This window comes from Psychromarinibacter sp. S121, assembly GCF_049801035.1.
In the GTDB taxonomy this organism is placed as follows: domain Bacteria; phylum Pseudomonadota; class Alphaproteobacteria; order Rhodobacterales; family Rhodobacteraceae; genus Psychromarinibacter.
Genome location: NZ_JBNAGE010000006.1, coordinates 145,610 through 162,867 on the forward strand (window position 1 = coordinate 145,610; position 17,258 = coordinate 162,867).

The 17,258-nt window shown below is 63.3% G+C and carries 5 protein-coding genes; 4 read left to right on the forward strand and 1 reads right to left on the reverse strand.

Annotated features, from left to right (window positions below; all coding sequences use genetic code 11):
- Nucleotides 1-97: 97 nt before the first annotated feature.
- Nucleotides 98-1,687, reverse strand: a complete 1,590-nt coding sequence (locus tag ACP156_RS22605) for an ATP-binding protein (protein WP_425053720.1) — start codon at nucleotides 1,685-1,687, stop codon at nucleotides 98-100.
- 464 nt (nucleotides 1,688-2,151) lie between these two features.
- Here ACP156_RS22605 and ACP156_RS22610 point away from each other — a divergent pair, with 464 nt between their 5' ends.
- The 4 genes from ACP156_RS22610 to ACP156_RS22625 all read left to right on the forward strand — a co-directional run bounded on the left by ACP156_RS22610 (nucleotide 2,152) and on the right by ACP156_RS22625 (nucleotide 17,196).
- Entirely contained in the window at nucleotides 2,152-2,964 is an 813-nt protein-coding gene (locus tag ACP156_RS22610) for a UDP-2,3-diacylglucosamine diphosphatase (RefSeq protein WP_425053621.1), read from the forward strand.
- Nucleotides 2,964-4,184: a DUF3419 family protein gene (locus tag ACP156_RS22615; protein WP_425053622.1), complete on the forward strand. Its 1,221-nt coding sequence runs from the start codon at nucleotides 2,964-2,966 to the stop codon at nucleotides 4,182-4,184. Before ACP156_RS22610 ends, ACP156_RS22615 begins: the two co-directional genes overlap by 1 nt.
- Nucleotides 4,185-4,188: 4 nt before the next feature.
- Nucleotides 4,189-4,827 carry a class I SAM-dependent methyltransferase gene (locus ACP156_RS22620; protein WP_425053623.1) on the forward strand — a complete coding sequence of 213 codons (639 nt, stop codon included), beginning with the start codon at nucleotides 4,189-4,191 and terminating at the stop codon, nucleotides 4,825-4,827.
- A 603-nt stretch (nucleotides 4,828-5,430) separates the two neighbouring features.
- Nucleotides 5,431-17,196 carry an Ig-like domain-containing protein gene (locus tag ACP156_RS22625; RefSeq protein WP_425053624.1) on the forward strand — a complete coding sequence of 3,922 codons (11,766 nt, stop codon included), beginning with the start codon at nucleotides 5,431-5,433 and terminating at the stop codon, nucleotides 17,194-17,196.
- Nucleotides 17,197-17,258: the final 62 nt, after the last annotated feature.

A 17,258-nucleotide genomic window follows, 5' to 3' on the forward strand; every position in this document is an offset into this window, starting at 1 on the left:
GCACAACGTTCCGGGATGCGCCGAAAGCTGAATTTGCATTGTCCGGTGAGCCGGATGTGACTCCTCGGCTCCGCCCGCGCTGAACCGAGTTTCGTAGCTATAAAATCAAATCAAATAGCTCTCCCAGAATTCTTTCAACCACCCTGCGAAAATCGTTAAGTTCGGCATCAGTAATTTGAAGGGTTGCGCGCTCGTGCACCAATTTGTTCCGGCGATCGTAGTAGTGGCGAACCTTATCCCAAACAGAATCGGAAATCGAAAGGTGAGGTTTCACAGCATCAATCACTTCGTGCCTTCGTTTGAAAAGCTCCAGGAGTTTTGCGTCATTGTACCTGTCAGGCCTGAAAATGTCCGCGCGATGCACAATGAATTCCTTAAGTGCAATCTCTAGGTTGCTATCAAGTATGACCAAAGAGATTCGGTTCTTCGTCTGCAATCGCTTTCTGGAAACTGTGTCGGCAACGCCCATCGCCTCAACTAATCCCAAAGTCCAAGGTTTTTCCTCAGTCACCTTAGAGTTATTCTCAAGGATTAGGTCTGGATATGCTTTCTTTTTTCCCCTCGGCAGCGGCAAGTCCACGACCCGCTTTGCAGTTCCATCGCCAGCCAGGTCGATTTCTTCGACTTCCCCTGATTGATGCGCAAACACTTCCGCGTCGCGATCGTTCTTCAGACGACGCGACACTTTGGTGAAATGACTCGTGAGCGCGACTACCCTTTGCCGAATTTCAAGGAACGTTGGGTGGCTCCAGTTGATCCCACTTTTGCTGGAAGTCCATGGCATCAACTCTGGCGGGCCGGACAACTCAACAATGACCCGTGCCAAGGACGCGTCCGGGTGCGGCACGCCAGCTTCGCCTTTGAAGAACCCTACTTCGTATGACTTCTCGTGCGCCACTACCAAACGGTCATTGCAGTAGATGTATACGCCGTAGTTTTCCTCTACCGGATTGCGATCGCGAATGAGGCCTGCTGTGATAGTCACCTCGACAGTCTCATCGTCAGCCGGGCGAATGCTGAACCGCGAGGTCTTCGGCATATATTCAGGCGGGAATGACCAAAAGTCGAACTCGGTTCTGCCAACTGGGTCACCATTCACAGAAATGTTGCATCCCAATTTGATGAACTTGGCGTAGATCTCGGCAAGCCGGAGTTTCAGAAAATCAACGTCTTTGTATGAGAACCCCTGCCTCAGACTGGAAATGGCTACGTTCGTTGTTCCATGGTCTATCTCCGAAGCCGGTTCAACCTCGACCTCCCATGTTTCCCTGGCCAGCCAGTCGTCCGAAAGCACGAAGCGAAAAGTCGCCTGATCATGGTGACGCGTTGTAACTTCTACCCTTTGCCCCAATGCAATTCCGGCTCTTTTGCCACCAACGCCAAAGTTACCGATGAAATGGTAACCACCTTCGTCTCTTGAGGCGCCAGGCGCAATCAGCAACTGAATGTGTTCGGCAGGAACGCCACCCGCATTGTCTTTCACCGTAATAAGTCGGCGGTCGACATTGAGGAACAACTGAATGTGTAGACCATCTGCGCGCCCCAAAGCCGTCCAGTGGTCAATGGCATTGTCAACCAGCTCACATATCGAGGTTTGAAGGCTGTAGTCCGCAATAATGGACCTGAAAATACGCTTCTGTGGAGTTCCATCCACGAAAAATGAGGTGCCTGACAAGTGAACCTCCATCACTTACATTTTTTGTCTTTCAAATCACACTACAGCAGTTAGAATAATTTGTCGCGACCCTATAGGCCGACTTCCAGCACTGTTGTCGAATGAGCGTTTTCTCGGTTGATGCCGGATCCACCGAGAGCGTGCTGCTTACAGAAACTCTATGTCCGCTATCTCTTGGTGGCGGCACAACGGTCCGTTTCTCATCCAAGGTCTGGTCTGGGCCGAAAGCGCCCTCCGCTCCGACTGCTCCCCCAAACCGCCAAGCCACCAGACTGATACACTCACGCCACCAACCACCATAGCCAACAGTCCCCCAACCCCAACACCACATCTCGCCACCACCCACCCACGCCTCACTACATCCGCCACCTCCCACCCCAACTCGCATCGTCACGTGATTGGTACAAAACCGTCACGTCGGTGAAGTCTTGCCGGTCTACCACCCCCGCCAACGAGAAAAACGAATGGGCGGAGCGGTGACGGATCGTGCAATCTTCCTGTCGGATTTTCATCTGGGCACCCGCGGGTGCCGGGCGCAGCTTCTGGTCGAGTTCCTGAAGACGCATGACGCCGAGACGATCTATCTCGTCGGTGACATCGTCGACGGCTGGCGGCTGAGGCGGGGCTGGCACTGGCCCGAAACCCACAACGAGGTGGTGCAGGCGATCTTGCAAAAAGCCCATCGCGGCACCCGCGTGGTGCTGATCCCGGGCAACCACGACGAGGCGCTGCGCAATTACTTCGGCATCCATTTCGGCGGCATCGAGGTCAGGGCCCACGACACCCACGTCACCGCCACCGGCAAACGCTATTTCGTCACCCACGGCGATCAGTTCGACGCGGTAGTGATGAACGCCCGCTGGCTCGCCTATCTGGGCGACAGCGCCTACGCCACGCTGATCTGGCTGAACCCCAAGATCAACGCGATCCGCCGGCTTTGGTCGCCGCGCTACTGGTCGCTGTCGAAATGGAGCAAGCAGCAGGTCAAGCAGGCGGTCAACTTCATTTGCAAGTTCGAAGAGGCGCTGGCGGAAGACGCGCGCCAGAAGGGCCATGACGGCGTGATCTGCGGGCACATCCACCACGCCTGCATCCGCACCATCGGCGACATCCACTATCTGAACACCGGCGACTGGGTCGAAAGCTGCACCGCCATCATCGAGAACCACGCGGGCGAGATGCGTCTGATCGACTGGGAAGCCCGGATCAGCCGTGACCGCATGCTGAAACGGCGCGCGCGCAAGCGCAGCCGTGCGGCGGCCCGTCACAACCACGAACAGGACGCATAATGAGCGACACGACCGGCAACATCATCGGCGAGGCCGTCTATCAGAACCGCTCGTTCTCGATCGGCACCCTGTCCGAGCGGGCCTTCGCCCGGCTGTTCCGCGGCCTTGTCTACCCGCAGATCTGGGAGGACCCGGTCTGCGACATGCAGGCGCTGGGGCTGAGCGAGGCCGATCATGTGGTCTGCATCGCCTCGGGCGGGTGCAACGTGATGTCCTACCTCACGGCGGGACTGCAAAGCATCACCGCGGTCGATCTGTCTCCGTGGCATGTCGAACTGAACCGGCTGAAACTGCGCGCGGCGCAGACGCTGCCGGATCACGCCGCGTTCTACAGCCTGTTCGGCCAGGCCGACCGGCCCGGCAATGTGGACCTGCTGGACCGCTACGTGCTGCCGCGCATGGACATCGAGGCGCGGGCCTTCTGGAACGAAAGCGTCCGCTTCCGGTCGCGCAAGTCGATGTTCGCCCGCGGTTTCTATCGCTTCGGGGTGCTGGGAAGCTTCCTTGGCGCTGTGCATGTGGTCACCCGCATCGGCGGGGCCGATTTCGGCAAGCTGCTGGCCGCCCGGACACTGGGCGAACAGCGCGCCTTCTTCGATGCCCAGATCGCGCCGCTGTTCCGGTCGCGGTTCGTCCGCGCCATGGCCCGCCGCCGCGCCTCGCTGTTCGGGCTGGGCATTCCGCCCGCGCAGTACGACAAGCTGGCCGCCGACGCGGGCGGCGACATCCTCCCCGTGCTGACCGAGCGGGCGCGGAAGCTGTTCTGCGACTTTCCGATCTCGGAGAACTACTTCGCGTGGCAGGCCGCGACCCGCGCCTACCGGCCCGACGGCACCGGCCCGGTGCCGCCCTATCTGGAGCCGCGCCATTTCCACGCCGTGCGGGAAGGCGCGAACCGGGTCGAGGTGCTGAACCGGTCGATTACCGACGTGCTCGCGGAAGCGCCGGCGCAATCGAAATCGGTCTACATCCTACTGGATGCGCAGGACTGGATGACCGATGCCCAGCTGACCGCGCTGTGGGACCAGATCACCCGCACCGCCATGCCCGGCGCGCGCGTGCTGTTCCGCACCGGCGGCACCGACGACATCCTGCCCGGCCGCGTGCCGCCCGCGATCCTGAGCCGCTGGCAGTACGACGCCGCAGCCTCGTCGCGCGCTTTCGCCACCGACCGCTCGGCGATCTACGGCGGCGTCCACCTGTACCGCCTGCGAGGCTGAACCGATGACCGACGCCGCATCCCACGGGCAGTTGATGGACGACGTCTATCGCTACCAGCGCCTGTTCTACGACATCACCCGCAAGCACTACCTGCTGGGCCGCGATCACCTGATCGCAGCGATGGAGGTTCGGGCGGGCGAGCGGGTGCTGGAAGTCGCCTGTGGCACTGGCCGGAACCTTGCCGCGATCGGGCGGCGCTATCCGGGGGCCGAACTGTATGGTTTCGACATCTCGGAGCAGATGCTGATCTCGGCCCGCCGGAAGCTTGGCGCCACGGCGCGGCTGGGGCAGGGCGACGCGTGTTCCTTCGACCCGGTTGCGATGTTCGGACAAAGCGGGTTCGACCACATCGTGTTCTCCTACAGCTTGTCGATGATCCCCGACTGGGAGGCTGCGCTGGCAGAGGCGCTGTGCCATCTCGCGCCCGGAGGTCGGCTGCACATTGTCGATTTCGGCGATCAGGCCGGGCTGCCGATGTGGTTTAAGCGCATGCTGCGGGCATGGCTGGCACGGTTCCACGTCGCGCCGCGCGATACGCTGCCCGATGCGCTGCACGGGCTGGCCGGAGCCGGGCGAACCGCGCGGGTGTCCAGCCTGCGACGGGGCTATGCGACCTACGGCTGCCTTCGCCGCGACGTCTGACTCCGGTCGGTTCCCATTTCGATTTCAATGACCTGAGGCACGACCGGACGCGTCCGCGGATTTGTCGGCCACCGCGCGCTGGGTTGTTATTGAGTGGCCTTAATCTATCAGCGGTAGAGATTGGGCGGCTGCGTCCGAACACCCGATAGGCGATCTGCTGATTCCCGTTGCGGTCTGTGCCGATGGAATATGCATGCCATCTGCAGGATGCAGCCAGCGGAACGCGATGGAAATGTGGCAAATTTCCGGTCTAAGTATGCGAAATTAATGGCATTAGCGATTTCGTTGACAGACGGAAGAAACGACGCCTAGAATTTAACTAAATTGCGATAGTCTCGAGTGTCTAGAGAGCTCGATGACATTGATTTCATTGGTTCCAATTTGGAAACAACAGAGTAACGATTTTGGTCTGAAAGGCGGTGGGGGCCGCTCTTGCATCTTGGTCAATGGCTCTTCTTGGGGGGTAGAGACATGAAAATCATCCACATACCGGACAGCTGATCCGCGCACGAATTCGTGCCGCGTCTAGCGTCTCACGATTTGATGTAACGCCGAGGAATGTCTCTTCGGCGAAGTATTTCGTCTGCTTGCCTGGAGTAGAAAATGGCTTTTACCAATCCTTCGATCACCTTCGGCTCGACCGGTCTTCAAGGTGAGTCCTCGAACAATCCGACCGCGCTGGACACCAGCAAAACCGGCGCTCCGATTGTCTACGTCACGCAGCAGGACGGGAACGTCTACCGCTACGAAATCGAACGGCAGGATGACAACAACGGGGACGGCACAGACGAGTTCGTGGTGACGGGCACTACCCAGATGAACGTCATTCCGCAGACGATCCAGAACTACAACGACGACGGAAGCCTCAATACCACGCAGCAGCGGCAGGTGACCGGCATCGTCGTAACCAAGGACGACGACGGCAACGACGTGCTGTACGTCTCGTCCTCGGACTGGCGCATCGCGGTGGGCAATGACTCGGGTCTCGACACCAACTCGGGCCAGATCCACAAGATCGTTGTCGATCCCGACGGCAATATCCTGTCCAACGTGGCGATCCTTCGCGGTCTGCCGCGGTCCGAGGAAAACCACTCGACAAACGGTCTCGACATCTCGATCGACCCGGTCACCGGGGACGAGATCCTGTGGATCGCGCAGGGCGGCAACACCAACAAGGGCGCTCCGGGCAACAACTTTGCCGGAACCGTCGACTATGCGCTGTCAGGCACCATCCTCAAGGTCAACCTGACAGAGCTGGAAAGCTTTGACATCCGCACCGATGCCAACGGCGACCTGTACGTGATGGACCTGCCCACGCTGGACGACCCGACGCGGGATAACGTGGACCTGGTGAACGATCTTGGCCTCGATCCCGCCGAGATTCCCGACAATTACACCATCGACGAAGGTCCTGCCGGGCAAGAGGGCAATCCGGATTTCGCCGGCGGGCACAACGGTCTGAACATGGCGAAGATCACCGAGAAGGTGCTTGTCAGCGTCGGAGGCGAACTGACCTTCGTCGACAATCCGCTGGCGGTTCACTCGCCCGGATTCCGCAACCAGTACGACGTGCTGGTGACCGAGGACAACGAGGTCTTCACCTGGGACAACGGCCCGAACGGCGGCTGGGGCGGCCAGCCGCTGTCGCAGGAAGACGGGCAGGTCGTGGACGACTGGACCTCTGAATTCGCGACAAACCAGTTCAACGAAAGCGGCTCTGACGGCTTCGGCGACCAACTGCATTACCTTGGTGAGACGACCGACGCCTTCGGGCCCTATGGTGGCGACGCCAACCCGATCCGCGCCGCGCACGAGGCGATCCAGGCCGCGTTCAATCCCGATGGCACCTACACCGGCGCGACCAGCGACGATCCGGTCATCGCCAACGGTGTCGAGCTGTTCGCGAACGAGGCCGAGGCGCGCGCCTATCTCACCAGCCTGCTGATCATCTACGAAGAGCAGGGTGACGGGAACTGGGTGGACGTGACCGGGGCGACCGGTCTGCCCGCCGATTTCTTCGACGTGGTCAACGGCTACCTGTGGGAGCACCCCGGCAGCTCACTCTCGGATCCGACGTCCTACTATGACGGCACCAGCGTCATGGACAACACGGCCTATTCGCCGGAAAGCCAGCTGCTCAACGACAACAACGACGGCTCGCTGAAGACGGTGAACGCATCGACCAACGGTCTGGCCGAATACACCGCGACCTTCTTCGGCGGCGCGCTGGATGGCGCGATTATTGCCGCGTCCTTCGATGGAAACCTGTATTTCGAAAAACCCATCGACACCAACGGCGACGGGCGCACCGACGCGGTCGAAAGCCTTGGCACCATCGGCGGCTTCGGTTCGCAGCCGCTGGGCGTGACGGCGCTTGGCGATGACGGTTTTTCGTCCGACGTGCTGATCGACAACGACGGCGACGGCATCGACGACTTCGCCGGCCTGATCTTCGCCGCCACCTATGGCGCGAACAACATCACCGTGTTCCAGCCCGGTGGCACGCCCGCCGATCCCAGCACCGACCTTGACCTTGACGGGGTGAACAACACGCTCGACAGCCACGTGGGCGACCCCGACAACGGCCTTGGCGTGCGCGTGGGCGCGGATGGCACCGCGCTGTGGCATTTCGAGCTGAACGATCCCGAGACGACTCCGCCGGGCGCGATCCCGGACGGCAACAGCATCGCGGGCGATATCGGCATCAACGCCGTGTGGCGCAACGAGACCGATGTGCAGGTCGCGCCTCCGGGCGAGTTCGCGCTGTACGACGCCGGGGTCTGGAACCTTGGCGGCGCATCCACCGTGGTCAGCATCGACGTGGCCAATAGCGGTTCGGCCGAAGGCATCGACAACGATCAGGGTGACGTTCTGGGCATCGGCTTCGCCGTTCAGAACGACGTCGGCGCGATCAGCATCGTGTCGGAAGGCAAGAACATCTTCGCCTACTCGCTGAACGAAACCAAGACCTGGGACGGTGGCGAGAAGTACGGCCTTGTCGTCGGCCCCGGCAACCAGACGACCTTCGTGCAGGCCGCCGTGGTCGTGCGCGACGTCGGTGGAACGCCGACGTTCGGTGTCGAGCTTCTGGTTGAAGAGAACGACGTAAACTCCAGCGTTTTCGTCGAAATTCCCGGAATCGAAGCGCCGATCGTCGGCCTAAGCGATCCGAACATGCAAGTGGCCATCGACCTTGACCTGACACCGGGCGCGGCCACCGCGGTTGCGCGGGCGCGGTATGTTACTGACGGCTCGTACACCGACTGGGTCGAGACCGCCGCCATCGCGGTGCCGTCCGACGTGATCAGCGCGGTCCGGGGGACCTACCAGAACGGCGCGCAGACCACCGGCGCGTTCGTCGGCCTTCTGGCCACCACCGAGGACGGTGACGACAGCTTCGGCGCGGACTGGGATTTCGTCGAGATCACCGGCACGCCGCTCAGCTACACCGAAGGCGAGATCCTGTACCGCTGGAACGCGGGCGACACCAACGTCGCCGCCATCGACGGCGGCCCGGACTGGGTTCAGACCGGCGCGGTCATCACCGGCTCTTCTGCGCCCAGCACCCAGAACGGGTCGGACAACGGGCTTGACGCGTCCGCTCCCTCGGCATCGACGCCGCTGGGCCTTTACACCAACGAGTATTACGGCAACGACGCGGGCAGTCCGTTCGGGCTTGAGTTCGGCAACGGGGCGCTGGCGGATGGATACTATGCCGTGCGTCTGTTCATGGCGAACGGCTATGACGGAACCAGCGCCATCGGCAGCCGCGTGTTCGACGTGTCCATCGAGGACGGGCTGTTCCTTGACGACATCGATCTGGTCGCCGAGTTCGGCCACAAGGTCGGCGGCATGTTCGAGTGGATCGGCTATGTTGACGATGGCACCATCGACATCGACTTCGGCCACGTGGTCGAGAACCCGCTGATCAACGCGGTCGAGATCGTCTCGCTTGACACCACGCCGGGCGGGCCCGCCATCTCGGTGGTTCCCGAGGCCGTCGCCGAGGGCGATGCCGGCGTCACCGAGGTCTTCGTGACCGTTCAGTCGTCCGAGGTCGTGCCGTCCGGAGAGACGGTGTTCTTCGATCTCGAGATCCGCGGCGCCAACAATGGCGCGACGCCCGAGGTGGACTTCACCGTTCCGGGTGCGACCTTCAACGCCGGCACCGGGGTCTACACGCTTGCGGGCTCTATCGCGGGCAACTCCGCCGACTTCACCTTCGAGATCGAGGTGATCGGCGACACCGACGCCGAATTCAACGAGAATATCGAGGTCGCGCTGGTCTCGGTCAGCGGTGCGGATGCCTATATCGGTACGCCGGTGACGCCGATCACCATCCTGAACGATGACGGCCCGGTCGACGGTATCATCCTGTACCGCGTCAACGCGGGCGGCCCGGAAGTGGCGGCCACGGACGGCGGCCCGAACTGGAGCGCCGACACCGACTCTGAGAACTCGCCGTTCCTCGTCAATCCGGGCTCCAACAACGACTACCCGGACACCGGCGTCGCGACGGGACCCATCGACCTGAGCGAGGTGTCCGACTACGGCGCGCCGGAAGCGGTCTATGGCATCGAGCGCTGGGACGCCGCGGGGGATCCCGCGGGCGAAATGGCCTACGCCTTCGACGTTCCCGTCGGCACACAGGTCGAAATCCGTCTGCTGCTTGCCGAGAACTACCAAGAGATCTTCGACGAGGATGGCAGCGGTGATGCGACGGGCGACCGCGTGTTCAGCGTCAGCGTCGACGGCACCGTTCCGGCCGCGTTCCAGGACATCGACCAGTACGCGCTGGCCGGCACCTTCAACAAGGCCGCCATCGTGACCCATACGGTGGTCAGCGACGGCACCATCAATCTTGAGTTCGTGCACGGCGTCGAGAACCCGGCGATCAAGGGCATCGAGATTGTCGCCGTCGGCGGCACGCCGATCTCGCTGGTCAGCATCGGCGATCCGGTCTCGGCCACCGTAGAAGAAGCGGGCGACACCGGCTTCACCACGCTGGTCTTCCCGGTCACCTTCGACACCGACCCGTCGACCTATGTCGAACTGGAGTACTCGGTCGACATCAACGGCGCCGTCACGACCGGTCTGACGCAGTCTATCGCCATCGGCGGCGGCGAGATCACCGTGAATGTGCCGAACGACGCAATCGACAACGGCGATGACGCCGTGACCGTCACCCTGACCGGCGTGAACAGCGGCCCGGCCGTCATCGACGGCACCACCGCCTCGGCCACGGTGACCGAAGACGACATCGCGCCCATCGTGGTGGCGGTGAACGTCGGCGGTCCGGCGCTGTCGCAGGGCGGCATCGACTTCGAGGGCGACAACTACTTCGACAACGGCAACCAGTTCACCGACGGCACGGGCGGCAGCCCGGATCAGCCGGTATTCGACGGCACCGTGTTCGAAACCGAACGCTGGGGCGGGGGCGGAGGCGGCGAACCGCTGTCCTTCTCGATCCCGGTCGATCCCGGCAGCTACACGGTCGAACTGTACTTCGCCGAAATCTACCTCGAGCCGGATACCCTCAACGGTCGGGTGTTCAACGTCTACATCGAGGGCCAGCTTGTCATCGAGAACCTGGATATCCTTGCCGAGACCGGGGGCGACATCAATCAGCCGGTGGTGATCCAGCTTCCGGACGAATTCTCGCCGGACCAGTTCGACGAACTGGACAAGCTGGACATCACGCTGGAGGCCAGCGTCGACAACGCCAAGCTGTCGGCCATCGTGGTCCGCGAAGCACCGCAGCCGACCGGAGGCGCGGCCACGCTGGCCGTGACGGTGGATAGCGACGACGTCCAGATCTCGAACTACGGCGGCGACTCCTTCGTGCTGGCCAATACCGGCACCAAGAAGATCGTCCAGGTAGATATCGACGTCACCAACGCGCTGTATACCGACAGTGTCTTCGATCCTTACGGAATTGCCGGCGACACCATCGGCAAAGAGCTTGAGATCAACACGGACAGCGGCACGGGCGTCAACGCGCCGTCTTCCGCGTCCTATATCGGGGCAGGGGGCATCGACGGTTTCGAGGGCCTGCGTCTGACCTTCGATACCGGCACCAACGGCGGCTTCGAACCGGGCGACACGGTCGGTTTCTCGGTCGACATGGACCCGAACTCGATTGCCGGCGCCGACAAGGGCACGCTGGACTCGGGTGCGTCGCCCGCATGGGACATCGGCGGCATCTCGGGGGCCGAGTTGATCGGTTCGACCTTCACCATCACCTTTGAAGATGGCACCACCGCCACCGGCCAGTTGATGGGCGCCAGCAATCAGGGCGGCAGCAAGGGCCTTGCCTCGCAGGACAGCCCGGAACTGGGCGTCACGTTGCAGGTCAACGGACTGGATGCCGGCGGGGTCGGCACCTACGCCGATGGTGGTCCGTCCGTCACCGTGCAGGGCGAGGCGGGCCAGACCGCCCGGATCGTTCTGACCAAGGGCATCATCCAGCCGTTCGAGAACAATTTCCCGGACGGCGCCTATGCAGACCAGCTGGACGCGCAGCTTGCCGCGCTTGCCTCGTCGGACTTCCCGGCGAACAACGCGACCGAGTTCCAGACCGTCGACATCCTGCTGGACGGGACGGTTCAGGACATCAGCGGCCTGTTCAACTTCACCGAGGTGCCGGGCTACGACCTGCCGTGGAACGAGGCGCAGCTTCCGCTGGGCTTCGTGGCGGCGGTCATCGACACCGCGAACGACGACCTGCCGCTTGGCCCGGTCACGGCGCCGGTCTACCTGACCTATGCCGAGAACGCGGCCCCGGTCATCGACGCCATCGCGCCGATCGTGATCACCGAGGGCGAGGATGCGGCGTTTAGCATCTCCGCGACCGACGCCAACGACGACGCGATCACCCTGTCTGTCGAGGTGACCGACGACTCGGACGGCTCGACCGTCGATCCGGGTCTCTACACCTTCACCGACAACGGCGACGGCACCGGCAGCTTCTCGTGGACCACGGGCGAGCCGGATGACGGCACCTACTCGATCGAAGTCACCGCGACCGACGGCGTTTCTTCCAGCACCCAAGTCGTGCCTCTGACCGTGAACGAGGACGTGCCGCCCCAGCCCGGCGACGTGCTGTACCGGGTCAATACCGGTGGGGTGGAACAGGCCTTGTCGGATGGCGGTCCAGCTTGGTCCGCCGACACGGCCGCCAACAACTCGCCGTACCTCGTCAATCAGGGCTCGAACAACGTGTACGAGCCGGGCAACACCGTCGATATCTCGGGCCTGTCCGAGTACGGCATCACCGCCGCGGTCATGCAGGTGGAGCGCTACGACCTTCCCGACGCTGCCGATCCCAACGGCGCGATGGCTTATGCATTCGACGTTCCTGCCGGAACGCTGGTCGAGCTACGTATCTACGTTGCCGAGCTTTATACCGGGCTCTCTGATACCGACGGCAGCGGCGATCTGACGGGTGACCGCGTGTTCGACGTAAGCGTCGACGGTGTGGTCCCGCCGGAATTGGCCGGTATCGACCCCTACGCCCTTGGTGGCGACTTCAACGTCGGCTCGGTGGTGACCTACACCTTCGTCAGCGACGGCACGGTCGACGTGTCCTTCCTGCACGGCGTTGAAAACCCGGCCGTCAAGGCGATCGAACTGGTCGTGGCGGGCGAGCCGGACACGACCCCGCCGCTGCCGAACCTCACCGCGCCGGACGTCACGACGCCGGACAGCTCCTATCAGTTCGAGGTGACGTTCGACGACGAGAACGGCATCGATGTGTCGACCCTCGACGACTTCGACGTCACCGTCACGCGGGGTGCGATCAGCTTCGTTGCCACGGCCGCGCTGGTGGGTGTGGACGTCAACGCCGACGGTACGCCGCGTACCGCGACCTACGAGATCACGCCTCCGGGCGGGGCGTGGGATCCGGACGACAACGGCTCTTACGTGGTCACCCTAAACGACGGAGAGGTCGCGGACCTGCTGGGCAACGTGACGCCGGGCCAGACGCTTGGCAGCTTCATCGTCGACGTTGTGCCGACCGATCAGGTCGAGGGCGGGTCGCTGCTGGTGCAGGTCACGCCGGGCACCGGTCTCGACTCGTCGACCTTCGCGGGCAGCAGCTTCATCCTGACCAACGAAAGCGCACCGGGCGTCCAGATCGCCTCGGTCACCTTCAACCTTCAGGGCGCCATCCTCCCCGAGATCGTCTTCGATCCCACCGGGGCGGGCGGCGATGCCACGGCCTCGCCGTTCACGCCGAACTCCGGCGGCGGCGTCACCGGGCTGGTGGTGCCGGGCGATCCGTCGTCCGATCCCTTCTCGGACCCGCATAACGGCGGCTTCGACACGCTGACGATCGAGTTCACCGATTTCGATCCGGGCGAGCAGTTCACCTTCACCACCGACATCGACCCGAACAACATTCAGGGCGTCGAGGGTGCCGGCAACGCGGGCTCTGTCTCGGGGTATGAACTGATCGGCTCGACGGTCACCGTGACCTTCACCGACGGTCTCAGCACCGAGGTCTCGCTGGCCAGCCTGTTCGACGAAAGCGTGATCACCGGCGGCCCCGGTTCGCTGGGCGGATCGGCGGCGCGGGTCACCACCGAGGACGCCGTCACTCCGCCGACGCTCAGCATCGTCGGTTCGGCCGGCGACGCGGTGCCGACGCTGTACGGCGATCAGGTCGAACTGACCTCGTCCGACTTCACCGTTCTGGTGACGGGCGAGCCGAACGGCACGGTCGAACTGCTGCAGGCCGACACGCGGCTTTACATCGCCAGCGGCGACGCGCCGTTCGATGTGACGCAGGCGGAACTGCCCTATCACTCGAACGAGGCGATGAGCGGCAAGGTCCTGACCACCGTCACGCTTGACGGCTCGGGTCAGGCCGAGGTGCCGCTGTCGCTGTTGAAAACACTCACGGGCAACGGCACGCCGGATGGCGGCGTCAACTCGATCATCGCCGTGTCGGTCAACGGCGCGGGCGACATCAGCGTGGCCTCGCCGCCGCTGATGGTCCGGCTGGAAACCGAACTGGTTTACGACGCACCGGGCGTGATGGAGTTCAACGGAACCTCGGGCGGCGTGCTGGAGATCCCGCACAGCGACATCTACGAGATCCCGGCGGGCACCATCGCCTTCTCGTTCATCGCGGCCGACACCAACGGGGCGCAGGGTCTGTTCGTGAAGGACGCAAGCTACTTCGTTGGCGGCGGCAATCACTTTGCCCTCTACCTCGACGGCAATACGCTGGTGGCGCGCTTCCAGGATGGCTCGACCTCGGCGATCATGAACTTCCCGGGCATTCAGGCCGGGCAAGAGTACGAGATCGCGGTGACCTTCGGGCCGGATGGCTCGCAGCTTTGGGTCGACGGCAACCTTGTGGGCAACAGCCCGCTGGTGATGGATTGGACGCAGAACGTCGAATACATCCAGTGGGGTGGCCGTGGCTGGGGCAGCGCAAGCGGCCAGCCCGGGTTCGACGCTCCGTTCGAGGGCGTCATCGCCGACAAGCAGATCTACGCCGGGGTCCTCGACTCTGCCAAGATCGCCGCGCTTGCCGGGTCGTCCTCGGCCAGCAACACCGATCCGGTCGCCAATGACGATGCGGTGACCACCGACGAGGATCAGTCGGTCAACATCGACGTGCTGGCGAACGACACCGATGCCGATGGCGACACCGTCACGGTTGCGGGTATCCAGAGCCAGCCGACGAACGGTACGGCTGTGGTCGAGGCGGACGGAACGGTGACCTACACGCCGGATCCGGACTTCAACGGCTCGGACAGCTTCACGGTAAGCATCATCGACGGGCTGGGCGGGGTCGACACCTCGACGGTCAGCGTCACCGTCAACCCGGTCAACGACGCGCCGACCGCGAACGACGACACGACGAACGCCATCGTCGATACGCCGGTCGAGATCGACGTGCTGGCCAACGACACCGATCCGGATGGCGACACGCTGACCATCCTGTCGGTCGAGGACGGCACCAGCGGGACTACCGCGATCGTGGACGGCAAGGTCGTCTACACACCGGACGCGGGCTTCATCGGGACCGACACCTTCACCTACATCACAGAGGACGGTGCCGGCGAATCCGCGCAAGGAACGGTCGAGGTCATCGTGACCGCCGAACCGAATGCCGAGCCGGTGGCCGTGGACGACAGCATCACGGTCGCGGAAGATGGCTCGGTCACCTTCCAGCCGGGCGACAACGACACCGACGCCAACGGTGATACGGTGATCGCCTTCGGCATCGCCTCTGGCGCCAGCAACGGTGTCGCGGTGGTGAACGGCGACGGTACGGTGACCTACACGCCGAACGCCAACTTCACCGGAAGCGACAGCTTCGAGGTGACGGTGACCGACGGGCAAGGTGGCTTCGACACCTCGACCGTCACGGTTGACGTGACGCCCGAGAACGACCCGCCCGTCGCCAACGACGACGGCGTGTCGACCACCTCGGGCCAGCCGGTGCTGATCGACATCTTCGGCAACGACACCGACATCGACGGCGATCTGCTGAACCTCGTCGACCTGACCGACCCCGCGCTGGGGCAGGTCGTGGTCAACGCCAATGGCACCCTTACCTACACGCCGAACCCCGGCGCAACGGGACAGGATACGTTCGAGTACACCATCTCGGACGGCGAGTTCACCGACACCGCTACGGTTACGGTCAACATCCAGTCCTTCCCCGCGCCGATCTACGAGGCGCTGGGGGATATGTCCTTCAACGGCGCCAACAGCGGCGTGCAGCAACTGCCGCACAACGCGATCTACGAGATCGAACAGGGCACCATCGCCTTCAGCTTCGAGGCGGCGGACACCAACGGCGCTCAGGGTCTGTTCGTGAAGGACGCCTCGGGCTACGCCGGCGGCGGCAACCACTTCGCGCTGTTCCTGAACGGCTCGAACCTTGTCGCGCGCTTCCAGAACGGGTCCAGCGAAAGCGTCCTGACGATCCCCGGCATCTCTGCCGGGCAGGAGTACGACGTCGCCGTGACCTTCGGGCCGGGCGGTGGCAGCGTGTTCCTGAACGGAACCGAGGTCGCCTTCACCCCGATGGTGATGGACTGGACGCAAAACGTCGAGTGGATCCAGTGGGGCGGCCGTGGCTGGGGCAGCGCAAGCGGTCAGGCCGGGTTCGACGCTCCGTTCGAGGGTACGATCTCGGACAAGCGGATCTTCGATGTCGAGCTGACCGAGGACCAGATCGAGCAGCTGTTCACCGATGGGCCGGTCAATGCCGACCCGATCGCGGTGGACGACACGCTGACGGTCGCCGAGGACGGCTCGGGCAGCCTGTTCCCGCTGGACAACGACAGCGATCCGGAAGGTGACGCGATCTTCGTCGACGCGGTCGTCAGCGGCCCGTCCAACGGCGTCGCGACAATCGGGGCCGGTGGCGAGGTGTTCTACACGCCCAATGCCGACTTCTTCGGAACCGACAGCTTCACGCTGCGGATCGAGGACAGCTTCGGCGGATCCGACGAGTCGGTCGTCACGGTCACCGTGACCCCGTCGCCCGACGATCCGATCGCGACGGATGACGACGCGGCCACACAGACGGATCAGGCGGTCGTCATCGATGTCCTGGACAACGACGACGATCCCGACGGCGACACGCTGACCGTGTCCTCGGTCGGCACCGCCACCAACGGCAGCGTCGTCCTCAACGCGGACGACACGGTCACCTACACGCCGGACGCCGGGTTCACCGGGGTCGACGAGTTCATCTACACCGTCGACGACGGTAACGGAGGCTCGGATACGGCGACGGTGTCGGTCAACGTCACGGACGCCCCGGTGCTTCCGGATCCGATCTTCGCGCAAGGAGGGGTGTCGAACTACAACGGCACGAACGGCGACGTGGACCAGTACGCCCACCAGTCGTCCTTCCTGATCCCGGAAGGCACCATCGCCTTCTCGTTCATCGCCGACAATCCCGGCGCGACGGCGGGTCTGGTGGTGAAAGACGCCTCGGGCTACGCGGGCGGCGGCAACCACTTTGCCTCGTACCTGCAGAACGGAGACCTGAAGCTGCGGGTGCAGGATGGCGGCAGCGAGTTCATCATGTCCTTCGACGACATCGTCGCCGGGCAGGAATACGAGGTCGCGGTGACCTTCGGCGCGGGCGGCGTGGTCGCCTACGTCGACGGTGCGGTGATCGGATCGAACTCGGGCTTCGACATGGACTGGACCGCCAATCAGGAATACCTGCAGGTCGGCGGTCTTGGCTGGGGCTCGGCCACCGGCGCGCCGGGCTTCACCAACCCGTTCGACGGCCAGATCGCGGATGTCGAGATCTACGACGAGGCGCTCAACAGCGACCAGATCGACCTTCTGGCCGATATGTCCTCGTTCGACGTCTTCTCGATCTGACGCAGGGGCGCATGGCCGACCCCTCGGGGGCGGCCGGAAACAGCAAGGGCAGGGGACCGCAA